Genomic DNA, 24,644 nt, shown 5'->3' on the forward strand with positions numbered 1-24,644 from the left:
AAACCTTCTATCTTTGCCGACTCGAAAAAATCAACCAATTATGACTGAGTTTATTAGAAAAATTTTACCAAATGCAAAAGATGATGTCCTTGCAGGAATAACCGTTTCCCTAGCAATGATACCAGAAGTTGTCGCTTTTGCCTTTGTAGCGCAAATAAGCCCAATAGTTGCCTTGTTTGGTGCTTTTGTAGTGGGAATTATTTCTGCTAGTTTTGGTGGAAGACCCGGATTAATCTCTGGTGCTGCAGGTGCTGTTGCTGTTATTTTTGTGCATATGATACAAGAAGGACACGCAAAAGGCTTGTTATTTGACAATCCTGTAGAAAATATGGGCTACTTTTATCTTTTAGCCGCCGTAGTATTAATGGGAATTATACAAATATTTGCAGGTGTTTTTAAGTTAGGAAAATTTGTACGTTTAATTCCACATCCTGTAATGATGGGGTTTGTAAATGGTTTGGCCATTGTTATTTTTATGGCACAATTAGGCATGTTTAAAGAAAACAAAAAAGATTTCTTCGGACAAAATATGCGTAAAACCGAATCGAAAGAATTGGTCTATAATGTATCTAACAACCAAGTAAAAGATATAATGTCTGGTACCGTTTTATTTACTATTGATGGAAAATCAATAAAAAACAAAGCCACCAACCAAGAAGTATTTTTTGTGTCTGACGGACAAGTATTTGATGCAAAAACTAAAAAAGTTGTTTTTAATGCTTCCGATGAAGGCTTTTATTCCGTAAAAGATAGCGGTGTTGTAAAAACAACTATGCAGGGAAAAACCTTATATATAATGATTGGTTTGGTATTATTAACCATGCTAATTGTTTGGGGATTGCCTAAATTAACTACAAAAATACCTGCTGCATTAACAGCCATTTTAATCGTTACTCTAATTTCTATTTTTAGCGGATTGGGTTCTATTAATGTTGGCGATTTTATTAGAGATGGTGGTGGCGCTGGTTTAAATGGAATTGCAGAACTTTCTAAGAATTTAAATGTTTTAGAATTGTGGAGCAACCTTCCTTTTAATTTAGATACCTTAAAATTTATTGCTCCTTATGCCTTTTTAGCAGCATCGGTTGGTTTAATAGAAACGTTAATGACCATGAATTTGGTTGATGAATTAACAGAATCTAGAGGTAACGGAAACAAAGAGTGTATTGCGCAAGGTGCAGGAAACATTGTAAGTGGCGCCTTTGGTGGAACTGGTGGTTGTGGTATGATTGGACAAACCGTAATTAATATTAATGCTGGGGGACGTGGACGTTTATCTGGCGTAATGATGGCATTAACACTATTAACTTTTATTTTATTTGCAGATAAATATATAGAGCAAGTGCCCATTGCAGCGCTTGTTGGTGTAATGTTTATGATGGTGATTGAAACTTTTGCTTGGTCTAGTTTTAGAATTTTAAAGAAAATACCAATGGCAGATGCTTTTGTATTAATCATTGTTTCTGCAGTAACAGTTTTCTTTGATTTGGCCATTGCCGTATTTGTAGGGGTTATTATTTCTGCTTTATCTTTTGCTTGGACAAGTGCTAAGAAAATTAGAGCTAGAAAACGTTTTAAAGCAGACGGAACAAAAATTTACGAAATTTGGGGTCCTTTATTCTTTGGAAGTATTACCGAATTTAATGAAAAGTTCGATATTAAAAACGACCCAGATGTTGTAGAAATAGATTTTGTTGAGGCACGTGTTACAGATCATTCTGCCATAGAAGCTATTTTTAATTTGGTTGAAAAGTACCAAGCAGCCAACAAAAAAATTACCTTAAAACACTTGAGTGAAGATTGTAAATTGTTATTATTTAAATCGAGCCCAATATTTCAGGAAATCATTATAGAAGATATCGATGATCCTCGTTATCACTTAGCTGCAAACCCAGAAGATTTTCCTAAACCTTTAGGTGAGTATAAGTTTTAATGGAAACTAAAATACATCATAAAAAAAGCTCAACTTTTAAAAGTTGAGCTTTTTTTTTGTTAATCTAAGACTTTTACAAATTCCCCTACAACTCTCATTTCTTTGGTCATCTCTTCATCAAGAATTATACTTTTAAAACTATTATCATAAGAGTTAGGTTTCAATGCAATCGAATTGTGGTGCCAACCATCTTCTGTAATAGTTTTTTCACTTGAATAAGTTTTTACCGTAAAAGCGGAATTGAAATCTGGGTCGAAAGAATCGTTATTTTCTATTAATAAAATTTTACCACTACGAGAGCCTGTTACATTTTTTTTGAATATGCATATTGAATTATTTGGAATAACCTTATTCATTGATTCCCCTATTATTTTACAAGCGAAATAATCATCTGTGGAGTATCTTTCCTGTACAGGAATTAGATTGTATTCTTTTTCATCTTGCATTTCACTAAAACTACCTGCAGCTGCGTAAAAATTGTAAAGAGGAATAGTAAATTGTGGTGTTTTTTCTTCCTCTTTTATTAATTTTATTTCAGGTTTAGAGTCGTTTTTAGGAATTTTTTCTCTGTTAATAGCAGTTATGTAGTTGTATAAATCATCTTTTACTGGTTGCTCTAATTGAAATTTAAAATGAACAACTGGTTGTCCTGAATCAGGCATTTCTGCTTGTTGAATAGAATCTTCAATAATTGAAGCATCTCCCATAAAATAAAAATCAGTTCCTTCTGCATCTTCTTTTTTTACAAATAATAATATACGTTTTGAATTGATTACGTTTTTTATTTCTTGACTAGATAGTTTTCTGTTTGACCTTGACTCCCATGCAAAAACTGAAGGAGAAACGAAATAATCATTATATTTTATTGTGTCTTCAATATCATCCGATTTATGATAAGTTACAAAACAAGGGGTGACTTCATTTCTTGTTCTGTATCCATAAACAGTACTACTTATATCGTTTTCCCAATTTAACAATCTGCAAACATCTTTTCGACTATACTTATTGAAAAGAAGCAGACCATCTCTATAATAATCTTTGCTAAAATTTTTGTTGAAGGTATGAATTGAATACTTTACAGAGTCAAGTAAGAACTCTTTAAAAATTGTATTAGAAAGTAACTTTATAAATTCATCGTAAAATTTGAAAGTGTTATTCTCTTTAAAAATAATTTTCTCTTCCTTTCGGATGAAGCCGAAATTAATATTTGAAATACACGATTTTATTGTTTCTATACTTGGCTTATATTGATATCTGCTAAGTATTATTTCATTTAGTTTTGATATGCTTATCTCGTGATTGTTAAGTAGCTCTTTTAAAATAATACTTTCTTCAATTCTTTTTGCATTATTTATTTCTTTTGAAAAGATTTCTAATAATTCAGATAGTTTTTTATCTAATGATTTATCAAATGTTTTGTCGACTTTGTTAACGAAATTAAAGTACGACTTAGAGTACGCAACAAATGAGAACGGCTCTCTTGCTTCATTATTTACAAAGTCCATCATCATTGGAATACGTCCAATTCGACTTTTTAAATTATTATAATCGATTTTTAAATCGGCTAACAATTGCATTTTTGCAGAATCAATTGAAGCATAGATTCTTTCTTTAGTAATTTCGTCAAAATTAATTGTTGACTCTCCTGGAATCATACTACTACCTTCTGAAATCAATTTTCTTATTTTGTCTTTATTGAATGAGGTGTCACCATATAGAGCTATTGGTATTAAATAGTTGTTTTTATAGTTGCCAATAAAATCAATGATAGTTAAGTAATATTTGTTATCGGTTTTTCTTAATCCTCGTCCTAATTGCTGTATGAATATTATTGCAGATTGTGTTGGACGAATCATAATAACTTGATTGATTTTGGGTATATCAATTCCTTCATTAAAAATGTCAACAGTAAATATGTAATCTATTTTTTTTGATAAATCGTCAGTTTCTAGTAATTCTATAGCTTTTGTTCTTTCATCTTCAGAACTATCTCCCGTTAAAGCAATAGTTTTATATCCTCTTTGATTAAATTTTCCTGATAATTCTCTTGCTTCATTCTTTCTTGAACAAAAAATTAAACCTCGTGTTATTCCATTATCAGAACCATAAAAATCAATTTTAGAAATGATTTTATCAACTCTTTCGTCAGCAGCTAAAAGTCTGAAGTCTGATTCGTTTTCGAGGATTTCATCATTAACTGATAAATCAGTTACGCCATAATAATGAAAAGGAATAAGCATATTCTCTTCCATAGCTTTATTAAGTCTAATCTCATAAGCTATATTATGGTCAAACAAGCTATAAATGTCTTTGTCGTCCGTTCTATCAGGTGTTGCGGTCATTCCAAGAAGGAAACTTGGATTGAAATACTCTATTAACCTTAAATATGAATCTGCTCCTGAACGATGAGACTCATCTATAATAATATAATCGAAGAAATTCTTATCAAATTGTTCTAAATGATTTGATTTTGAAATTGTTTGAACAGTCGAAAAAACAAAATCTTTATCTAACTCTCTTTGTTGACCAGAATATAAGCCCATAGTCTTAGACCTTCCAAATATAGTATTAAAAGTCTTCATCGCTTTTTCTGCTATATTTCGTCTATGGACTACAAATAATAGTTTCTTAGGATTAAAAGCTTTAGCATCAAAAGCGGCTAAATATGTTTTACCTGTTCCTGTTGCTGAAATTATAAGCGCTTTATTATTATCTTTTCTTAAGTTTTTTAAGTTCTCTAATGCCTCAGTTTGCATTGAGTTTGGAAGTATTTTTAAATTAAACTTTTCAGATAATTCCACCTCACTTTTTTTGCCAACTAGAAATTGCTTTCTGTAAATCTCTTCATATTTTTCAATATAGGTTTGATTAACAATTTCACCTATTTCAAAATCATTTTGAAATTCGTTAATTACTTTATCTACTATAGAACTTGAGTTTCTTGCTGAAACCTTCATATTCCATTCTTTATTTGTAGATAATGCGGATGAAGTTAAATTACTACTTCCAATTACTAAGTTATAGTATTCAGAATGCTTAAAAATATAACCTTTAGAATGTGAATTTTCTTTCGTTATTATTTTTAATTCTATGTTTTTAAACTTTAAAAGTCTTTTTAACGCTTCGGGGTGTGTGAAGTTTAGATACTGAGAAACAAGAACTTTTCCTTTTACACCTTTCTCTTCAAGAAACTTGAAAGTGTTTATTAGTGCTGCAACTCCACTTGTTGTTACAAAAGCTACAGATATAAAAAAACTTTCGCAGTTTTCTAATTCCTTTATTATTGTTGTTAATACTTTCTTGCGAGGAATTTTTCGATTTACTAATAGCTCTGGTTGATAAAGAGCATCAGACTCTAATGATTTATCAATAAATCCTGTTAGTACGCTTTCTTTAAAATCATCATTAAATGTTTTACTCATTATCAATTAATCTATTTACTATAGGTATATCTGCTTCTGCCCAATCAAGTTCTTTTAAAGTTTTTAGAGTTAACCATTTTGAAGAAATATGCTCATTTAATTGGATATCTTTTGTTTCTGAATAACATTTAAAAGTGTGCATTGTTAATTCAAAATCAGGATATTGATGAACAACAGTTAAAAACAAATCATCTATTTTATTGGGAGTGAAATTTAACTCCTCAATGAGTTCTCTTCGTAATGCTTCTTTTTTTGTTTCGCCTTTTTCAATTTTCCCACCAGGAAATTCAAATTTTTCCGAAGTATAAATCAGTTTACTCTTGGGTCTTTGAACACAAAAAATTTCATTTTTATAATATATTATAGCTGCTACAACTTCAATTTTTTTCATTTGCCTTTAACATGTCTTTATTATCTAAACTTAAAAATGTACAACCACACAACTACACACCTCATAAACAACAATCTATGATTAATTATTTAGAAAAATTATTGTTCCTCTAAAGTAAAAAACTAATCACAAAAACCTATACAAAGCCTGATAAAGTTAGCTTTAAAAATAAAAAAGTTTATCCTTAATTCCAAAACCACCACAAACCCCACAAAAAAAAACTTGTAACACGTTTTCCTATATCATTAATACAAGCTTTACAACTAAGAAAACCATTTTAAACACCTAAGTTACTCTACTCCTTATCTAAAAAACAAAAAATAGATTCTTCAATTGAAGAACAACAACTATTTAACGTGCATACTCTTAAAACCATCTTCAACATCCGCAGTTCTTAAAGCCGGAACAATGTTATAATACTTTTTAATAAAGGCCACTTGTTTTGCATTAACCGCAGGTAAAGGCACAATCCCTACCGTCCAGAAAAAACTATCTTTTGTGGGAGAATTATAAGCAAAAACACCTTCTATATGTTGGTCATATTCTAAACTCATACTAGAGTTTACATTTGGTTGTACAATATTTTTAAACTTTAAAATACTGGTTTTTGTATTCGTTTTTTTTATGGTGGTGTAGTTGCTCAATTTTAATTCGGTTAAAAAAGGGACCAAACTTAGCAATAAACTTATATAGGTAAATAACACAATTATTTTTTCTTTTTTAAAAAACCAAACGCAAATTTGCATGGAAAAAAACAACATATAAAAAAAGAAGAATCGGTATTGAGGAGAAAAAACCCACGCCAATACAAAATGTAAAACTCCAATTATGTACAAGATAAAAACGGACTTTTCTTTACTTTTTAGAAACCATAAAAAAGGAAAAGAGAGTAATAACGTTGTAAAAATAATATTGATAATTCCATTAAATTTAAATGAGGTAACCCAAGCAATAAACAATTGATAGGTAGAAAGGTTTTCTAATTCTTGATAATCAAAAGCAGCACTATACGTACCCACTTTAAACAAATGAATCAATTCTTTTGGCACTTTCCAATCTACATTTAAAACATCAAAATTTTCTAACGGATATAATAAATAACCTGTAAGAATTACATTTTTAATCAAAAATAAAAACAGTACAAAAACAGAAAAAAGAATGGGTTTTACAAGATTTGGTTTTAATGTTTTAAAATGCTTAACAACTAAAATTAAAGGCAACAACACCAAAACACAAGTGGTGATTTTTATGACAAACAAAAAAATTGTGAGCAATAGCACAATACTAAAACTAGAAAAGTCAATGGCTTTATAATGCTTTATAAAAAGGAAAAACAACAACTGACTAATTAAAAATACTGATAAATCTGGTGAAGGTGCATTGATAAAAAAAATAAGAAAAGGCAGACTTATTAAGACGCTACCTATATACAATTGGTTTATTTTTTTACTTGTTTTAAAATGATGTAATTGTTGAAAGCAGAAAAAAGAAAAAATGACTAAAAAGTAACCGTTTAAATCATTAAAAGAGGTTTCTAAAAACGGAAAAGAAAATGCCGCTTGTAAAATATGCCAACTAGAGGTTTGTGCAAAAAAGATATGTAAATTTCCCAATCCTTTAACAAATCCGTATTCATTTAACCATTTTATGGTTTGTATATAATAACTCTCATTATCAAAAATAGCAGGCGTAACCGACGACATTGCCAACGCAGCAACACCAATAAAAATAATACACAATTTATAAGTGTTACTAAATAAAAGCCAACATTTTTTAAACTGAATGAGATGTACTTTAACGTCTTTTTTTAACAACCAAATTACTGCCATTGTTACACTAGCCATGAAGCCGTAAAAAACAAGATCTAAAGCAAAGAAAAAAGCATACACCCAACTAAATAATGTTATGGCAAATAGCCCTAAAATATGGTGAATGGTAAAGTTTTGATTCTCAATTTTAAATAGTTTTTTTAATAAAAACCCAAAGCTTAAGGAGGACATGAAAATATAAATCCAATTAACTAAAATTAAAAGCATGTGTTTTTTAAAATTGATTTTAGAGACTACAAGTTACGAATAAAATAAATTTCTACTTCGTTAAATATCCAATTGTTCTCTACTCCGCTCTAACGGATAACTCTTTAAAAAATTTGATCCCATAGATCGTGTTATAAAAATGAATTCAATATAAATGGTCAACCCATTTATAAACATCCGCTAGTACGAGCGAGACGTTCGTACTAGCATTGCATTGGATTTGAAATTAAAATAATTGTAAATATTAAAAGCCTAAAACAAAATACAAACTGGCATTGGCGCAGCAACTTCACTAACAAAAGTTAATGTACCCGTTGTAGCATCTCTTTTAAAAGAAACAATATTATCTGTATCTTGATTGGCAACTAATAAAAACTGTTCATCTGGAGACAGTGAAAAATTACGAGGATGTTTCCCTAAAACAGGCTCGTAACCAATTGTTTTTAAAGTTCCGTTTTCTGAATTAACGGCATACATTACAATAGATTCGTGTCCGCGGTTAGAAGCATATAAAAATTTTCCGTCTTTGGTTATATGAATATCTGCTGCCTTGCTAAACGCTGTAAAGTCTGTTGGTAAAGTAGCAATTGAAAAATCTACAAAATATTTTCCATCTTTTTCTTTTACCAAAGAAACCGTATTATCTAACTCATTTAATACGTAAATCCATTTATTATTTGGATGAAAAGTTAAATGTCTTGGTCCTGCTCCGGCTGCCATTTTTAAAGATTTTTGAGCCGTAGCCACTAGTTGATTTGTGTGTGTATCAATTGTAGAAAACAACAATTCGTTGGTTCCTAAATCTACAGAAATCACTTCTTTTTTAGCTGGATGAAACCAAGCAGAATGTGCATGAGGCTTTTTTTGTCTATTTGTTGTTCCTTTACCAACATGTTGTTGCACATCTAATAATTTAGATAATTTACCCGGAGCATCTGCTTTTAGTAAACCAACACTTCCGCCGCCATAATTTGCAGTTACTACATAATTATCATCATTTACAGCCACAAAACAAGGTCCTGCTCCACCCGATTCTTCTTTACTAATTAATTCTAAAGTATCTTTTGTAATCTTAAACGACTTTATAAAGCCTGTTCCGTTAACATTGGTTTCTCCCACAGCAAAAAGTGTTTTTTTGTCTTTAGATTTTGCCAAAAAAGTAGGGTTTATGGTTTCTGTAACCAAGCCTATTTTTTGTAGTTTTCCTTCTTCAGAAATTTTATATTTATAAATTCCTTTAGAATCTTTTTTGGTATACGTACCTACATAAAAAGTAGTCTCCATAGTCTCATTTTTTAGGGATGCTTTTTTACCTGTTTCAGATTTACATCCGAAGAAAAATAAGGATACTAAAAATAATGGTAATAATTTCATAAATTAAAATATTTTAAAAATTGGCAAACGTAAATGTGCCGGTTCGTAATGAGGTGATTTTTTGTAAATAAAATTCAATTGTGCTCTTGGATTTTCTGCAAACTCAGTATCCGTTTTTAGCTTCTCTTCAAATTCTTTCTTTACTGATAGATTCTCTGCTAAAAATTGTGCTGCAATATCTTCGAAAACATAGGCAGAATAGCCTTCTTTCTGTTGTAAAATGGTATCAAAAAAATTCCAATTAAAAAAAGAATCTGTTGCTGCTGCCTCTAAGGTTTCTAACAAATAACGAACACCCTTTTGATGGGTATCAATATATACATCTCCTTTTCTAAATTTAAAATTCTGTGTGGATGTTTTTACCGAAGTATTAGCATGTAAATAATGCCCTTCGTAAGCTGTTTTACTGGTTTCAAAATCATCAATATGATTTACCTCAACAGCAATTATCGTGTCGTTTTTAAAACGTGAAAATTCAATTTTATTGTTTTTTAATCGTTCTAACACTTTATGCCAACCCTGTTGTAAAACATACGCTTTTGGAATTTTCACAGACTTTGTGGCTACAAAATTATTGTAATATTTTACAGGCTCGGTATACGGTTTTGATCTATCGTAAAACAAGCGTTTCCCTGTGGTTACTTTACTATCTATATATTCGCCTTCGTATCCTTTAAATTGCAATTCTGTAGAATTTTTTGCATCAACCTTAAAAGCTATCGGATATGTTTCTTGTGCCAATACCTCATCCACAGCATTTGCTCTTAATTCTTTAATTTTTACGGCATTTTTTTCTGTAAAGTCTAAAGCAGAAAACAGCAATTGATACGTTTGTGCTACTCTTGTTTTATACGGTTTTAACATGTGTGTTTCTACCATTAAACCTAAGGTATTAAATAAAGTTGTGTAGCCTGTAGAATATCTTGGTGAGTCGAAAAACTGAGACCAACCTTCTTTTGGAGTTGTGCCCCAAACATTTACATAAGGCGTAATTGCAATGCCTTTATTTTCTAGTGATTTCTCTAAACTCGGACGCATATTCTCCTCTATAAAAGCCCCTAATTTACCGCCTAATTTATTGTATTGTGTAAATAAATGAGTAATGGCATATTGATAATCGGCACCGTTACTTACGTGATTATCAATAAAAACATCAGGATTTACAGTATGAAAAATATCAGCAAAAGCTGCCGCATTTTTAGAGTCTTGTTTGATAAAATCTCTATTTAAATCGTAGTTTCTAGCATTTCCTCTAAAACCATATGATTTTGGTCCGTTTTGATTTGTTCTCGTAGCTGAATTTCTATTTAAAGAACCACCAATATTATACACAGGAATGACACAAATAATGGTGTTTTTATACTTTTCCTTTAAAGAATCGTTTTGTACAATGTCTCTAAGCAACAACATAGAAGCATCAATTCCGTCTGATTCTCCGGGATGAATTCCGTTGTTAATTAAGACCCTATTTTTTGGTAAGTGCTTAATTTCATCCACATTAAAAACACCCTCGTTACTATAAACCACCAAATGCAACGGCTTGCCCGAATCTGTTTCTCCGAAAGAAAATAAAGAAATGACTGCATACTCTTCTGCTAAATCTTTGTAATAAGAAATTACATCTTTGTATTCTGGAGTTTCGATTCCGTTTGATGTTTCAAAAAGTGTTGTAAAATTTTTAGGTGCTTTTGATGAATTATCACAAGAAATCATCAATAATAAAACAGCCGACAACAGTACTTCTTTAAAATAATAACGCATATTTATTTAACTCTTACCGGTTTGGGTACTAATTTTGTATAATCTCCATTGTTTCTAATTACATCTCTAACTATAGATGATGATATATAAGATGTACTTGCTGCCGTAAGTAAAAACACTGTTTCTATAGGTGCTAAATCTCTATTGGTGTGGGCAATTGCTTTTTCGAATTCAAAATCTGCCGGATTTCTTAAGCCTCTAAAAATAAAATCTACATTGTTTTTTTGGCAGAAATCTACCGTTAACCCTTCGTAGGTTACTACTTTAATTTTTGGTTCGTGCGCAAAACAGTCTTCAATAAACTTTTTACGTTCCTCTAAAGAAAACATGTATTTTTTATCGGCATTGATACCAATGGCAATAATAAGTTCATCGAACAATTTTACACCTCTTTCTATAATATCATAATGACCTAATGTGATTGGATCAAATGATCCTGGAAAAATTGCTCTTTTCATTCTATTGAATTTGATTTTTTTGATGTTTTAGACACATGAAACACGACTGACAATGTATACTTTAAAATTCTTATCTTAAAATAGTATCACTTGTCTAACGAATCTATGAAATTTGATATTTTTTGTTGTAATTTTTGGATTCTTTTTTCAAAATCGATAAAAGTTTCATTAGAAATAAAATTTAAATTATTACAAATTATAAGTTGAGTTTCCCATTCAAAAGCAGAACCTAAACTATGCTCTAAAAAAGTAACAAAATGTTTATTTGTTCTTTTACTTGTCCCTTCAGATATATTTGAAGGAATAGAAACAGCACATCTATTTAATTGACTAATCAAACCAAACCTCTCGTAATCTGGCAATGTTGAGGTGAATTTATAATTTAAAGTAACTAATTCTATTGCCTCTTGCCAAATTTGTAACTTTTTAAAATTATGTCTTTTCATAGCTTTCTTATTTTAACGTTATAAATATTTTTGTCTATTACTTTTAAAACATCCTGACTCAAATCCACAACAGTGATCTTCATCTTGTCTCATAGTTCAAAAACATCCTGACTCAATTCCACAACAGTGATCTTCATCTTGTCTCATGGTTCAAAAACATCCTGACTCAATTCCACAACAGTGATCTTCATCTTGTCTCATAGTTCAAAAACATCCTGACTCAATTCCACAACAGTGATCATCATCTTGTTTCATGGTTCAAAAACATCTTGTTTCTAAAAACTCTATTTAAGAGCAGATTCTATAGCGTTATCAAATAATTCTTCTAATGATATTCCTGCTACTTGTGCTTGTTGTGGTAAAATACTATTTTCTGTTAAACCTGGTACCGTATTCATTTCTAAGAAATGTGGTTCTCCATTTACCAAAATATATTCTGAACGTGAAAAACCAGACATATTTAAAATTGCATATACTTTTTTAGCAATTTCTTCTACTTTTATTTTTGCACTTTCTTCTATTCTTGCGGGAGTTATCTCTTTTGATTTTCCTTCATATTTAGCTTCGTAATCAAAGAAATCATTTTCTGTAACTATTTCTGTAATTGGCAACACTTTAATTGCTCCTTTATATTGAATGACTCCCACAGAAACTTCGGGTCCGTCTAAAAAAGATTCAATTAAAATTTCTGAATCTTCTTGATACGCTTTTTCTAAAGCAGGCAACATTTCTGCTTTTGTATGCGCTTTAGAAATACCGTAACTAGAACCTGCATTATTGGGTTTTACAAAACAAGGCAAACCAACTTTACTAATTATAGCATCTACATCTACAACATCTCCTTTATTTAAATACACAGATACAGCTGTTTTAATGCCATATTCTTTTACCACACTTAACGTATCTCTTTTATTAAAAGTTAAGGCCATTTGGTAAAAAGGAGCCGAAGTATGTTTTAAATTGATCAACTTAAAATAGGCTAATAAAGTTCCGTTTTCTCCGGGCGCACCATGAATTGCATTAAAAACACAATCGAAAGTTATTTTTTGATCACCTAACATAAAGGAAAAATCGTCTCTATTAATAGGATACTCATTATTAGCAGCATCTAAAGCAACCCATTTCTCTTTTAAAATATGAATTCTATAAGGACTGTATTTCTCTTTATTTAAATGGTTATACACTACATTTCCGCTGGTAAGCGAAATATTAACTTCGGATGAATAACCACCCATAACAATGGCAATGTTCTTTTTCATGGATTATAAAATAATAAAACAAATTTATCAAAATAATTATAGAAATAGCAACGTTTAGTTTTTATATCTTTGTGCGTTCTAAAAATCAAAAAATGAGTGTTTTTCAATTTATAAAAAGTAAATCTTTCTTTATACAAGTAACTATTGCCATTGTAGGTTTGTTAATCTTTATTTTTGCTCTAAAATATTGGTTAGGGTACTCTACCAATCACGATCAAAAAATTCAGGTTCCTAATTTGCATAAAATGTCTTTAGAGAATGTAGAAAACAAATTAAAAGAACTTAATTTAGATTTTATTGTTATAGACAGTGCTAGTTACAATCCAGACTATCCTAAAAAATCTGTTATTGAGCAATCGCCAGAAGCAGGAGATTTTGTTAAAGAAAAACGTAAAATTTATCTAACCTTAAACCCTTCTAAATATAGAGATGTTACCATACCAGATTTAAACGGAAAAACCAAAAGACAAGCTATTTCTCATTTAAGATCAATCGGTTTTAATATTGGTACAAACCCTATTTCTGTGAGAGATATTGGTAAAGATGTAGTACGTGGATTGCGTTACAATGGAAAAATATTAAACAAAGGAGATAAATTACCGCTAAATTCTATTGTAGATTTAGTTTTAGGTGATGGAAACGGGAATTAAATCAGTATTCAGTATTCAGTATTCAGTATTCAGTATTCAAAAATAAAAATTAAACAGTTGAAGTTTGAGATTCTTTACGGATGTCACCTAAAACTTAAAAAATAAATTTTGCAAGAAAATCAACCTCAAGATCAAGAAAACGACGATTTATACGAACATCACAGATTTACAGCTAGTGAAGGTCAAGAACCTTTAAGAGTAGATAAATTTTTAATGAATTTTGTAGAAAACGCTACCAGAAATAAAATTCAGCAAGCTGCAAAAGCAGGTAATATTTTGGTAAATGAAGTGGTTGTAAAATCGAACCATAAAGTTAAACCAAACGACGTTGTTAGAGTTGTTTTAGCATATCCACCAGCAGAAAATTTATTAGTTGCAGAAGATATTCCTTTAGATATTGTTTATGAAGATGATACAGTTATTGTAGTAAACAAACCAGCAGGAATGGTGGTGCATCCAGGACACGGAAATTATTCTGGAACCTTGGTGAATGGTTTAATTCATCATATAGAAAATTTACCAACCAATTCTAACGAAAGACCTGGTTTGGTGCATAGAATAGATAAAGATACTAGTGGATTATTAGTAGTGGCAAAAACAGAATTTGCCATGGCTAATTTGTCTAAACAGTTTTTTGACAGAACTACAGAACGTTTATATTATGCTTTAGTTTGGGGAAATATAGATGAAGATGAAGGTACAATTGAAGGAAATATTGGACGTAGTTTAAAAAACCGTTTGCAAATGGCTGTTTTTCCTAATGGAGATTTTGGTAAACACGCGGTTACACATTATAAGGTTTTAGAACGTTTAACTTATGTAACTTTAGTGCAATGTAAATTAGAAACGGGTAGAACTCATCAAATTAGAGCGCATTTTAAGCATATTGGGCATACGCTATTTAATGATGAGCGCTATGGTGGAGATGATATTTTAAAAGGAACAACGTTTACCAAATACAAGCAATTTGTAAACAACTGTTTTAAAGTACTACCTAGACAAGCACTACATGCTAAAACATTAGGATTTACACACCCTAAAACGGGAGAATTTATGCAATTTAATTCAGAGGTTCCTAATGATATTACAGAGTGTTTAGAAAAATGGAGAACGTATTCTGAGAATTCTAAAGATGTAGAATTAGACTAGAATACTTCGTTCTTATATAAAATAAAACAGCGATTTGTATTTAAATACAAATCGTTGTTTTTTATTTTATTTTCTTTTTTTTGATTAATTAACTTGTTTTTGCATAGCCTTAGCACTTAAGAATTCATATAATTTATGAATTCCTTTTGCTGTATTTTTTTCGAATACTTTTTTTACTATTAAAAAAATAGCCAACTTTTTAATCGGAGATTTTGCTTCTAAATACGTTTCTAAAACTAATTTACAACTATTAGAACTAATTGGAGTTATCACATAAAACTGATACAACTTATCTACAGGAATTGGACTCTTTGTCATTTCTCCGTAAACCAATTGCCCAGGTTTTACTTCTTTTGTAACCACCACAAAATCTAAATGCTTTTGATTAACAACACAAACATGCTCTGATCCTAATCTTGTAACTTCATTTACATGATACTTAATTTCATTAACCTCCTCTTTCCATTGTGTTCTATAAGCGTAATTAGTTAACGCTTCTAACAATTCTTCTGCCGCAACAGGAAACTCTTTTTCTACAATAAAACTCGGAGATTTGTTAAAAACAACTTTACTCGGAATAAGAAATGATTTTAACTTTAAATGACGATTATCTATTATAGAATATAAATAATCTAATTGGTTGCCATCATAACGATCATTTCCTTGTTTAAAATTATATAATTTTGATTGATAATTGCCAGACAAACCAATCGTATCTGTCAATTCTTTGCTAAACAACACATAATTGTCGCTATCAACAGAATTTTTCATGAGTCGATGCGCTTCAATAACTTGTTTCCCAAAAGGTTTTCTATTATTCTGAACAGTTAAAAATTGTAACTCACCACAATGTGCAATAATTTTCAACTGTAATTTAGGGGCTGTAGAACAGGCATTACACGGACAAATTCTGTTTTTTTCTAACAGTTTTAAATGGCTATAAAAGGCCGTAAAGATATGTTCTGATAAAGCCAACAACCTTTCTAAAGAAGGAATCTCATTTTCTTTATAGAAAAACAAAGCATCTCCTTCTATTTCTGCTAATTGTAACTCTTCTGTATTAGCGGCTATTAAAACTTCTAATAATTCTGAAATTACATGCTGACTGTGTTCTACTTCTGTAGTTTGAACAAATTCTGTAAAACCAGAAATATCAGGTAAAAAAAGTAAAGATTTGCCCATGCTCTGTTTGTCGATTTTAAAACTTAAAACTAACTAAAAAACAGATACAAACAATTATTATTTACATATTCGTTCTTCCTTTTCTAAATTGTAAAAAAATAACCTCGAAGATTCTCCTCGAGGTTATTTTTTTATAAAAACTTTTTTTATTTTATCTGTAAATGCTGTCCTATAGAAATTACATTATCTTTTAAAGCATTCACTTCTTTTATAGCAGCAACTGTTGTATTAAATTTTCTAGCAATAGAATACAGTGTATCTCCTTTTTTTACTTCGTAATACTTAACAACAGTATTGCTTGGGTTTGCAGCTGCTTTTAAAACTGCTTCCGTTTTAGGATCTACTTTAAAGTCTTTCTTTTTTACGTTATCAAACTCATGCAACTTATAATCTTCAATAATTTTAATCAGTTTATCTGGATATTTTTTATCCGTAGCATAACCCGCTTTTTTTAACCCTTTTGCCCATCTTTTATAATCTTTAGCACTGTAATTAAACAAAAAAGCATATCGTTTTCTTTGGGTTAAAAATGCAGAATGATCATCATAAGAAGTTTCTACATATTGATATTTTCTAAAACACTCACCTTTTTCATCATCATCATGATACACGCGTTCTCCTTGCCATTGTGTATGACATTTAATCCCAAAATGATTGTTAGATTTTAAAGCCAACTCACTTCTTCCTCTACCAGATTCTAAAATTCCTTGAGCCAAAGTAATACTAGCAGGTATATTATTTTCATGCATTTCTTTTACAGAAATAGGTGCATATTTTCTAATATAATCTAAAGTCTGTTTGTTTAAATTTGAGTTTTTCTTTATTAATTTTTTGGTAAGTTCTTTTTCATTTACAGAAGGTAATTTTACTGGTTTTGGCTCATTTAAAACAACGCCAGCACTTTTACTACCTTTACTCTTACTCGCTTTTTTACTAGAACCACAACTTGCAAACACCAATAAACTAACACAAAATACTACAACTCTTAACTTCATACACTTTTAATTATCTGCTCATTTTTCTTTTCTAAAACCTGATTAAAACCTGCAATTCCTTGAATTCCTCCTGTATGAATTGCTAAAATTTTAGTTCCCTCAGAGAAGGTATCTTTTTTAATTAAATCGATAATACCAAACATCATTTTTCCGGTATAAATAGGATCTAACAAAATACCTGTTTTCTCTGTAAAATCGTTGATAAAAGTAATTAATTCTTCTGTATGTTTTGCATACCCTCCAAAATGATACCCTTTTTGTAGTTTCCAACTATCATTTTTTATGGTGTATTTTTTTATTTCTTCGGATAAAAAATTTCCTTTTAAAGCAGGGAAACCTAATACTTTCTGACGTCTTTTTAACGATTTTATCAATCCTGCTAATGTTCCTCCTGTTCCTACAGCAGCACAAACATAATCGAAGGTAGCATCTTCTTTTGTTAAAATTTCTTCACAACCATTTACGGCTAAAAAATTGGTACCTCCTTCCGGAACTAAATAAAAATCGCCCCATTTATTTTTCATTTTTTCAATGAAACCAAAAGATGATTTTTGTCTGTATAATTCTCTAGACACAAAATGAAATTTCATGCCATGCTCATGAGCTTCTCTTAATGTAGGGTTTTCTTCTAAAGTCTGCGTTAGGTTTTTACCCAACTCTTCGCCTCTAATAATTCCAAATGTTTTTAAGCCTTCTAATTTACCAGCAACTGCAGTTGCCAAAATATGATTAGAATACGCCCCACCAAATGTAAGTATTGCCTTCTTTTTAAGCTTTTTAGCTTCTTCTAAATTGTATTTTAATTTTCTAAATTTATTACCCGAAACAAAAGGGTGAATTAAATCTTCTCTTTTAATAAAGAGTTCTATCTTTTTTTCTTCTAAGATTGGGAGAAAAACTTGTTGGTTTTGAGCGATAAAATCACTCTCGAAAAAAGTATTGTTTGTGTTACTCAATGTTAAGAATTTGTTAGCACAAAAATAACAGATATTATTTTGTTACCTACACAATCTTTACTTTTTAAAGTTAAAATTAAAAGTCCGTACTGTTTTTTAACTAAAACACCATAAAAAACTACAAACCAACACTTTAAAAATATTATTGCTTTTATAATTCTTAACTATTTACCTTCTCACAAAAAAAAAGAGCCTACAAATAGCATAAAACTTCCTAAAACAAAAAAATAACGAACTTAATTTTAAGATTCGTCATCTTACCATTTTCAAAGCCATCTCTTTTAAAAGCACAAATAAGTTTATTTTCTTCTTATCAGATAGGGATTTCTTTACAGTAAATTAATATCCTTTAAATACAAATTTGTTAGCCAAATTGAAATTGCTACAGGTGCAATCTAACTTACAAATGATTAAGATTCTAAAATTTTGAAACAAAAAATTTGAAGACTACCTTTTTTCTTTTCTAAAACCATCAATACGAGTGTTCAATAAAATATTACATCAAAAGACACAACATTCTTAAGCCACTATTATAAAGAAACTTAACCTAAAAAAAGCAACTCTAAAAATCTTTAAAAAAACATAATTTATTTTTCAACTTTTGTAATTCGAATCAAAAAATAGTATAATTTTACTTAAAATTTATATCGCGATTATGCTTCTTAAATGAACAAATACATTGTTGCCAATCAACCTGAAAAATGGCTTTTTTCGATTGATAATATTACCGTAATTTCCTCACAAGAATATCTTACCAATCCAAAATATTCTACCATAAAAAAAGCTAGAATATTTAATCTTTGTAAAAACTACAGTTACCAATCTAAAGGATACTATGTTTCTCTATTAGCAGAAGCAAGAGGTCATTTAGCCATACCTACTGTAAAAAACATTGTCGATTTAAAAACGCTAAAACTTGTAAAAATAGTTTCAGAAGAGTTTGATGATGAAATTCAGCAAAGTTTAAAAAATATCAAATCTAGATCCTTTACTTTAAGTATTTATTTTGGTCAGAATGTTGCGCAAAAATACAAAGGACTCAGTAGCTTGTTTTATAAGCACTTTCAAGTTCCGTTTTTACGTGTTCACTTTAGTTTTAACAACAAATGGAACATTCAAAGTATCGAAGCTATTTCTGAATCTGAAATACCAAACGAACACCTAGAATGTGTCTATGAATTTGCGAATCAATATTTTTCTAAAAAACGATATGACACGCCTAAGTTAGCAAAATCTGATTTTGATTTGGCTATTTTGGTAGACCCAAATGATCCTGCGCCACCAAGCAACGCGAAAGCCTTAAAAAAGTTTGTTGATATTGCTGAAAAGATGAACATCTATGCAGAAATTATTCAACCAAAAGACCTCAGTAGATTATCGTCTTTTGACGCTTTATTTATTCGTCAAAGTACAGAGGTAAATAACGAAGCGTATGCATTTGCACGTAAGGCACAACAAGAAGGAATTGCTATTATTGATTATCCGGATGCTATTTTAAAGTGCTGCAATAAGGTTTTTATGGCAGAAGCTTTAAACAATGCCAATATAGCAACGCCAAAAACAATTATTGTGCATAGAGATAATATAGATGATGTGCTTAACAAAGTTGGTTTGCCTTGTGTATTAAAAGCACCTGATTCTACCTTTTCTTTTGGTGTAAAAAAAGCAACAACAGAAAGCGAATATGCCGTTTTGGTCAATGAAATGCTAAAAGAATCAGATCTTATTATTGCGCAAGAATTTTGCCCTTCTGATTACGATTGGAGAATTGGTATTATAGATGATAAACCTTTTTTTGCCTGTAAATACTACATGGCAAAAGGGCATTGGCAAATATATAACTGGAATGCTAAAAAGAAAAAAGAGCAAGATGGTGATGCAGATTGTTTACCGATAGAAAAAGTGCCTAAAAAAGTTTTAGACATGGCTTTAAAATCGGCAAGAATTATGGGAAAAGGTTTGTACGGAATAGACATTAAAGTTGTAAACAACAAACCGATGGTGATTGAAATTAACGACAATCCAAATGTAGATTTTGGTGTAGAAGACGCCTATTATGGTGATGTAGTGTACACAGAAATTTTATCAGCATTAAAAAAACGTTTAGAATAAAATGGGAACAAAATATAAATTGTTTGAGGTTTTTGGTATCGAATTAGAATACATGCTCATTAATAACACCACTTTTAAAGTAGCGCCCATTGTAGATGTTTTATTGACAAAAAAAAATGGAGCACTTACTTCTGATATTGATAATGGAACCATTGCCTGGAGCAACGAATTGGTTGCACATGTTGTGGAAATAAAAACAAACGGACCAACAACAGATCTTACCAACTTATCGGAAGAATTTCATAAAAACATTCTAGAAATTAATGCTATTTTAAAACCGTTAAACACTAAATTATTACCAACGGCTTGCCATCCTTTAATGAATCCTTTGCAAGACACACAACTATGGAAACACAGTTATAGCGAGGTTTATGAGTTATATAATAGAATTTTTAATTGTAAAGGTCACGGTTGGTCTAATGTACAAAGCACACATATTAATTTACCTTTTTTTGATGATGTTGAGTTTGAAAAACTACATGCTGCAATTCGTGTTATTTTACCATTAATTCCGGGTTTAAGCGCAAGTTCACCTATTTTAGAAGGTAATTTTACGGGGTTTAAAGACACCCGATTAGAGTATTATAAAACCAATCAAAAAGAGATTCCGGAAATGACAGGAATGGTGATTCCTGAGCAAGTATTTTCTAAATCAGCTTATCATAAAACGATCTTTGATCCTATTAAAAAACAGATTAAACAACACGATACCAATAATATTTTAGACCATCATTTTTTAAACTCTAGAGGTGCCATTGCGCGTTTTGATAGAAATGCCATCGAAATTAGATTGGTAGACATACAAGAATGCCCAAAGGCAGATATTGCTATTTGTGTGTTCATTATTGAAGTTTTAAAACAATTGGTCAACGGAAAATTAGCGAGTTTAGAAATGCAAAAAAGCTGGAACGAGCAAGATTTGTTCAATATTTTAAACCCAATTATTAAGGAAGGTGAAAATTATAAAATCTGTAATAAAGAATACTTAACTCTTTTTAATCTTTCTGATAAGTGCACTGTAAAAGAGGTTTGGAAACATCTTTTTGAATTGGTCAAAGAAAATATTTCTAAAAACTACAAAGAAGCTTTAACGATAATTTTTGAACACGGAACACTTGCAACAAGAATTGAAAATGCACTTGCTGCTGATACTTCGGATAAAAATATTATAAACGTATATACGCAATTAGCAAATTGCTTAGAAACCAACAGGCTTTTTATCCCAAATAAATAGAAATGAAACTGGTAATTACTTGTGAACATGGTGGAAATGAAATTCCGGATAAGTTTAATTTTCTATTTAATGATAAAGAAATTTTAAATACCCATAGAGGTTATGACTTAGGTGCTTTAGATGTTTTTAATACGCTAAAGCACTTAGCTATTTACACCAATTACAGCACAACAAGTAGATTATTAATAGAACTGAACAGATCGATTTGGCATAAAAACTTGTTTTCAGATTTCACAAAAAAACTATCGGATTTAGAGAAAAAAAATATCATTAAAACACACTATAACGTTTATAGAAATGCTGTAGAAAATGAGATTGAAACACTTGTTACCAACCAAAACACTGTTGTACACCTTTCTATACATTCGTTTACGCCTATTTTAAATGATAGTGTAAGACATTGTGATATTGGTTTTTTATACGACTCCTCAAATCAACAAGAAAAAAAGATAGTGCTACAACTTAAAGAGGCTTTGCATAGAATAAATCCGAAATGGCATGTGCGTTTTAATTATCCTTATCTCGGAAAAGCAGACGGATTTACAACGTATTTAAGAAAGCATTTTAAAGAAAATTACATCGGAATTGAGATTGAAATAAATCAGAAATTTTCTAAAAACAGCATCATGAATTTTCAGTTAAAAGAAGATTTACACAAAGCGATTGCTAGTACAATTAAATAGAAAATATTTCTATCAATTGTCTTTTCAATACGTAACACATCTCTAATAAACTTGAATAATCATCAATTTTAAACAGCTAGATAACGAAAATCAAAAAGCTGAAAAATAACAAAAAAATTAAAAGAAAATAAAATTACACGTATCTTTAGGCATTAAATAACCGAGCAAAGTTTAGAAATTACCAACTTAATTATTATTTTTAACACCCCCCTATTTTCAGTTCGAAGAACTTAAATATTAAAAACCGGATAATGAATAAACCTATGGAAATAAACCAAATTATTGATACTATTTATCCATTATCCACCAAATCTAAAAATTTAATAAAAGAATCAATAGTTGAAACGCGGTTTCCAAAAGGTCATATTTTATTTAAAGCAAATAAAGTTGAAACAAGTATTTATTTTATTAAAAAAGGAATAGCAAGAGCGTATGCCTATTCTGATGAAAATCAAATTACTTTTTGGTTTGGTAAAGAAGGAGACCCAATTGTGTCCATGCAAAGTTATGTGAATAACCAAAAAGGATACGAAGATGTAGAATTGTTAGAAGATTGCGAACTCTACGAATTAAAAATAAAAAAACTTCAAGAACTTTTTTTAGAAGACATAGAGATTGCTAATTGGGGCAGAAAATTTGCAGAATTAGAACTTATAAAATCAGAAGAACGACTTATTTCTTTGCAATTTAATACCGCAACGGAAAGGTATGCATCACTTCTTAAAAATTGCACTAGCATTATACAACGCGTACCACTATCTAATATCGCATCTTATTTAGGCATTACTCAAGTTAGTTTAAGCAGAATTAGAGCAAACATAAAATAAATTCCTTTTTTATCATTTGTTAAATAATATCTCTAGTATGTTTCTCAAATTTGTCATCTTATAAAAATAAATTATAATTTAATAAAAACAAATTTATGAATAGAAATACTTCTATAGGTTTATTAATTCTTCGTATTACATTAGGAGCTTTAATGCTATTACACGGTATTGCTAAATTAAAAGGAATTTCTTACATTAAAGACATGTTAAGAGAAAGTAGCTTACCTACTGTTCTTGCCTATGGTGTTTATATAACAGAAATTATTGCACCTATACTTGTACTTATTGGTTTTAGAACTCGACTCTCTGCTGCCGTATACGCATTTGGAATCTTATTCGCGTTATTCTTAGTACATTTAAAAGAGATTTTTCAATTAAATAAATTCGGAGGTTGGGAACTTGAATTATTAGGTTTGTATACCTTTGGTGCCGTAGCTTTATTTTTTACTGGTGGCGGTAAAATAGCGGTTTCATCGTCCCATAAATGGGATTAGTAACACAAAACAAATCCTAATAACTTTTTTCATTTTCATACACATATTATCATTCATTAAAACAAAAACATGTTATATACTTTAAAAACAAAAACATTATTATTACTTTTTACATCTGCTTTTATTCTTTTTAGTTGTAAAAATAAAAGCAATACAAGTGAGCAAATTTCAAAAAAAGAAATCAAAGAGAATAAACAATTAAAAAAGATATTGTTTGTTGTTACCAGTCACGATAAAAAAGGAAATACGGGAGAAAAAACAGGTTATTATCTAGGAGAAGTTTCTCACCCTTGGGATGTTTTACACGCTGCTGGTTATGAAATAGATTTTGTTAGTCCACAAGGTGGAAAAGCGCCTGTAGACGCATTTAACATGGAGGACCCTATCAATAAGAAATTTTGGGATAACGATGTTTATCGTACAAAAATTGAAAACACAAAAAAACCGAGTGAAGTAAATCCGGATGATTATGTAGCCATTCATTATGCAGGTGGTCATGGAGCCATGTGGGATTTTGCAGACAACACTGCAATTGCCGAAATTGCAAAACAAATTTATGAAAACAATGGTATTGTAAGTGCCGTATGTCACGGACCTGCAGGCCTTGTAAACATAAAATTAAGCAACGGAAAATATCTTGTAGACGGTAAAAAAGTAAATGCGTTTACCAACGAAGAAGAAGTTAAGGTTAACCTAGAAAATGTGGTTCCTTTTTTATTAGAAGATCAATTAATTGCACATGGCGCTATTTTCGAAAAATCGGCACCTTTTAATAAACACGTTGTTACAGACCAGAGGTTAGTAACAGGTCAAAACCCACAATCTGCTCATAGTGTTGGTGAGGCTACCTTAAAAGAGTTGCAAAAACTAAGCAAAAGTGTAAAATAAATGAGTGGAGAAAAAAATTTAGAAGCCCTTTTAAAATCAATGAAACCTAAACATAATTTAGGCGAATTTGTTTTTTGTAAAGCTGAAAATTTGGATCAAATAAATTTGAGTCAAATTGTTATGACTTTTAAAGAAGAAGAAAGTATTACCATTATCGCTAAAAAAGAAGTGGCAGATACATTAAATCTAGACTATACTTTTGTTGCTTCTTGGATTACACTTACCGTGCATTCTTCTTTAGAAGCTGTTGGATTAACCGCTGCCTTTTCAAATGCGTTGTCAGCAAACGGAATTAGCTGTAATGTTGTTGCAGCTTATTATCACGATCATATTTTTGTTGATACAAAAGACACCGAAAAAGCGATGGATATTTTAAATGATTTTTCTAAATAAG

At 30.2% G+C, this 24,644-nt stretch carries 21 protein-coding genes; 10 read left to right on the top strand and 11 right to left on the bottom strand.

Annotated features, from left to right (window positions below; genetic code table 11):
- Positions 1-40: 40 nt before the first annotated feature.
- Positions 41-1,933 carry a SulP family inorganic anion transporter gene (locus WHD07_RS05595; protein WP_105047884.1) on the top strand — a complete coding sequence of 631 codons (1,893 nt, stop codon included), beginning with the start codon at positions 41-43 and terminating at the stop codon, positions 1,931-1,933.
- A gap of 59 nt (positions 1,934-1,992) precedes the next feature.
- On the opposite strand, the gene WHD07_RS05600 is transcribed toward WHD07_RS05595, so the two are convergent.
- The 8 genes from WHD07_RS05600 to WHD07_RS05635 form a co-directional block, all read right to left on the bottom strand.
- On the bottom strand, positions 1,993-5,355 hold the full coding sequence (locus WHD07_RS05600; RefSeq protein ID WP_343330398.1) for a DUF3427 domain-containing protein: 3,363 nt from the start codon (positions 5,353-5,355) through the stop codon (positions 1,993-1,995).
- A complete protein-coding gene (locus WHD07_RS05605) occupies positions 5,348-5,746 on the bottom strand; it encodes a (deoxy)nucleoside triphosphate pyrophosphohydrolase (RefSeq protein WP_343330399.1) in 399 nt (132 codons plus the stop codon). Before WHD07_RS05605 ends, WHD07_RS05600 begins: the two co-directional genes overlap by 8 nt.
- Before the next feature lie 347 nt (positions 5,747-6,093).
- Positions 6,094-7,782, bottom strand: coding sequence for an LIC_10190 family membrane protein (locus tag WHD07_RS05610; RefSeq protein WP_343330400.1), 1,689 nt, complete (start codon positions 7,780-7,782; stop codon positions 6,094-6,096).
- Between the two features lie 252 nt (positions 7,783-8,034).
- A complete protein-coding gene (locus tag WHD07_RS05615; protein WP_343330401.1) occupies positions 8,035-9,156 on the bottom strand; it encodes a lactonase family protein in 1,122 nt (373 codons plus the stop codon).
- Between the two features lie 3 nt (positions 9,157-9,159).
- Positions 9,160-10,917, bottom strand: coding sequence for a M14 family metallopeptidase (locus WHD07_RS05620; RefSeq protein WP_343330402.1), 1,758 nt, complete (start codon positions 10,915-10,917; stop codon positions 9,160-9,162).
- A gap of 2 nt (positions 10,918-10,919) precedes the next feature.
- Positions 10,920-11,375: a pantetheine-phosphate adenylyltransferase gene (coaD, locus tag WHD07_RS05625; RefSeq protein WP_105047878.1), complete on the bottom strand. Its 456-nt coding sequence runs from the start codon at positions 11,373-11,375 to the stop codon at positions 10,920-10,922.
- An 86-nt stretch (positions 11,376-11,461) separates the two neighbouring features.
- Positions 11,462-11,821 (bottom strand): four helix bundle protein, encoded by a 360-nt coding sequence (locus tag WHD07_RS05630; protein WP_105047877.1) that lies wholly within the window; start codon positions 11,819-11,821, stop codon positions 11,462-11,464.
- A 284-nt stretch (positions 11,822-12,105) separates the two neighbouring features.
- Complete coding sequence (locus WHD07_RS05635; protein ID WP_343330403.1) at positions 12,106-13,080, bottom strand: D-alanine--D-alanine ligase; 975 nt, start codon at positions 13,078-13,080, stop codon at positions 12,106-12,108.
- A gap of 92 nt (positions 13,081-13,172) precedes the next feature.
- Here WHD07_RS05635 and WHD07_RS05640 point away from each other — a divergent pair, with 92 nt between their 5' ends.
- Both WHD07_RS05640 and WHD07_RS05645 read left to right on the top strand, forming a co-directional pair.
- A complete protein-coding gene (locus tag WHD07_RS05640; RefSeq protein WP_105047875.1) occupies positions 13,173-13,730 on the top strand; it encodes a PASTA domain-containing protein in 558 nt (185 codons plus the stop codon).
- A gap of 108 nt (positions 13,731-13,838) precedes the next feature.
- On the top strand, positions 13,839-14,879 hold the full coding sequence (locus tag WHD07_RS05645; RefSeq protein WP_105047874.1) for an RluA family pseudouridine synthase: 1,041 nt from the start codon (positions 13,839-13,841) through the stop codon (positions 14,877-14,879).
- 84 nt (positions 14,880-14,963) lie between these two features.
- Here the strand turns inward: WHD07_RS05645 and WHD07_RS05650 are convergent, their stop codons facing one another.
- From WHD07_RS05650 to WHD07_RS05660, 3 genes are all read right to left on the bottom strand, one after another.
- Positions 14,964-16,061 carry a DUF2652 domain-containing protein gene (locus WHD07_RS05650; protein WP_343330404.1) on the bottom strand — a complete coding sequence of 366 codons (1,098 nt, stop codon included), beginning with the start codon at positions 16,059-16,061 and terminating at the stop codon, positions 14,964-14,966.
- A 146-nt stretch (positions 16,062-16,207) separates the two neighbouring features.
- Positions 16,208-17,056 (bottom strand): glucosaminidase domain-containing protein, encoded by an 849-nt coding sequence (locus WHD07_RS05655; RefSeq protein ID WP_343330405.1) that lies wholly within the window; start codon positions 17,054-17,056, stop codon positions 16,208-16,210.
- Positions 17,053-18,012: a 1-aminocyclopropane-1-carboxylate deaminase/D-cysteine desulfhydrase gene (locus tag WHD07_RS05660; protein WP_343330406.1), complete on the bottom strand. Its 960-nt coding sequence runs from the start codon at positions 18,010-18,012 to the stop codon at positions 17,053-17,055. The genes WHD07_RS05655 and WHD07_RS05660 overlap by 4 nt, the downstream gene beginning before the upstream one ends.
- Positions 18,013-18,678: 666 nt before the next feature.
- Between WHD07_RS05660 and WHD07_RS05665 the strand changes: the two genes are divergently transcribed.
- The 7 genes from WHD07_RS05665 (at position 18,679) to WHD07_RS05695 (ending at position 24,643) form a co-directional block, all read left to right on the top strand.
- Entirely contained in the window at positions 18,679-20,124 is a 1,446-nt protein-coding gene (locus tag WHD07_RS05665) for a RimK family protein (protein WP_343330407.1), read from the top strand.
- Between the two features lies 1 nt (position 20,125).
- On the top strand, positions 20,126-21,358 hold the full coding sequence (locus WHD07_RS05670) for a glutamate-cysteine ligase family protein (protein WP_343330408.1): 1,233 nt from the start codon (positions 20,126-20,128) through the stop codon (positions 21,356-21,358).
- Between the two features lie 2 nt (positions 21,359-21,360).
- On the top strand, positions 21,361-22,041 hold the full coding sequence (locus tag WHD07_RS05675; protein ID WP_343330409.1) for an N-formylglutamate amidohydrolase: 681 nt from the start codon (positions 21,361-21,363) through the stop codon (positions 22,039-22,041).
- A 263-nt stretch (positions 22,042-22,304) separates the two neighbouring features.
- Positions 22,305-22,868, top strand: a complete 564-nt coding sequence (locus tag WHD07_RS05680; RefSeq protein WP_343330982.1) for a Crp/Fnr family transcriptional regulator — start codon at positions 22,305-22,307, stop codon at positions 22,866-22,868.
- Between the two features lie 95 nt (positions 22,869-22,963).
- Positions 22,964-23,362: a DoxX family protein gene (locus WHD07_RS05685; RefSeq protein WP_343330410.1), complete on the top strand. Its 399-nt coding sequence runs from the start codon at positions 22,964-22,966 to the stop codon at positions 23,360-23,362.
- 69 nt (positions 23,363-23,431) lie between these two features.
- Positions 23,432-24,250, top strand: coding sequence for a type 1 glutamine amidotransferase domain-containing protein (locus WHD07_RS05690; protein ID WP_343330411.1), 819 nt, complete (start codon positions 23,432-23,434; stop codon positions 24,248-24,250).
- Positions 24,251-24,643, top strand: coding sequence for an ACT domain-containing protein (locus WHD07_RS05695; protein ID WP_343330412.1), 393 nt, complete (start codon positions 24,251-24,253; stop codon positions 24,641-24,643). It abuts the gene before it with no gap.
- The last annotated feature ends 1 nt before the right edge of the window (position 24,644 follow it).

This window comes from Polaribacter staleyi (genome assembly GCF_038024045.1).
In the GTDB taxonomy this organism is placed as follows: Bacteria; Bacteroidota; Bacteroidia; order Flavobacteriales; family Flavobacteriaceae; genus Polaribacter; species Polaribacter butkevichii.

Coding starts and splice junctions, on each gene's coding strand:
- coaD (WP_105047878.1), bottom strand. CDS start 11,375: ATGAAAAGAGCAATTTTTCCAGGATCATTTGATCCAATCACATTAGGT.
- WHD07_RS05685 (WP_343330410.1), top strand. CDS start 22,964: ATGAATAGAAATACTTCTATAGGTTTATTAATTCTTCGTATTACATTA.
- WHD07_RS05690 (WP_343330411.1), top strand. CDS start 23,432: ATGTTATATACTTTAAAAACAAAAACATTATTATTACTTTTTACATCT.
- WHD07_RS05635 (WP_343330403.1), bottom strand. CDS start 13,080: ATGAAAAAGAACATTGCCATTGTTATGGGTGGTTATTCATCCGAAGTT.
- WHD07_RS05670 (WP_343330408.1), top strand. CDS start 20,126: ATGGGAACAAAATATAAATTGTTTGAGGTTTTTGGTATCGAATTAGAA.
- WHD07_RS05655 (WP_343330405.1), bottom strand. CDS start 17,056: ATGAAGTTAAGAGTTGTAGTATTTTGTGTTAGTTTATTGGTGTTTGCA.
- WHD07_RS05615 (WP_343330401.1), bottom strand. CDS start 9,156: ATGAAATTATTACCATTATTTTTAGTATCCTTATTTTTCTTCGGATGT.
- WHD07_RS05650 (WP_343330404.1), bottom strand. CDS start 16,061: ATGGGCAAATCTTTACTTTTTTTACCTGATATTTCTGGTTTTACAGAA.
- WHD07_RS05675 (WP_343330409.1), top strand. CDS start 21,361: ATGAAACTGGTAATTACTTGTGAACATGGTGGAAATGAAATTCCGGAT.
- WHD07_RS05605 (WP_343330399.1), bottom strand. CDS start 5,746: ATGAAAAAAATTGAAGTTGTAGCAGCTATAATATATTATAAAAATGAA.
- WHD07_RS05695 (WP_343330412.1), top strand. CDS start 24,251: ATGAGTGGAGAAAAAAATTTAGAAGCCCTTTTAAAATCAATGAAACCT.
- WHD07_RS05680 (WP_343330982.1), top strand. CDS start 22,305: ATGGAAATAAACCAAATTATTGATACTATTTATCCATTATCCACCAAA.
- WHD07_RS05665 (WP_343330407.1), top strand. CDS start 18,679: ATGAACAAATACATTGTTGCCAATCAACCTGAAAAATGGCTTTTTTCG.
- WHD07_RS05600 (WP_343330398.1), bottom strand. CDS start 5,355: ATGAGTAAAACATTTAATGATGATTTTAAAGAAAGCGTACTAACAGGA.
- WHD07_RS05595 (WP_105047884.1), top strand. CDS start 41: ATGACTGAGTTTATTAGAAAAATTTTACCAAATGCAAAAGATGATGTC.
- WHD07_RS05620 (WP_343330402.1), bottom strand. CDS start 10,917: ATGCGTTATTATTTTAAAGAAGTACTGTTGTCGGCTGTTTTATTATTG.
- WHD07_RS05630 (WP_105047877.1), bottom strand. CDS start 11,821: ATGAAAAGACATAATTTTAAAAAGTTACAAATTTGGCAAGAGGCAATA.
- WHD07_RS05610 (WP_343330400.1), bottom strand. CDS start 7,782: ATGCTTTTAATTTTAGTTAATTGGATTTATATTTTCATGTCCTCCTTA.
- WHD07_RS05640 (WP_105047875.1), top strand. CDS start 13,173: ATGAGTGTTTTTCAATTTATAAAAAGTAAATCTTTCTTTATACAAGTA.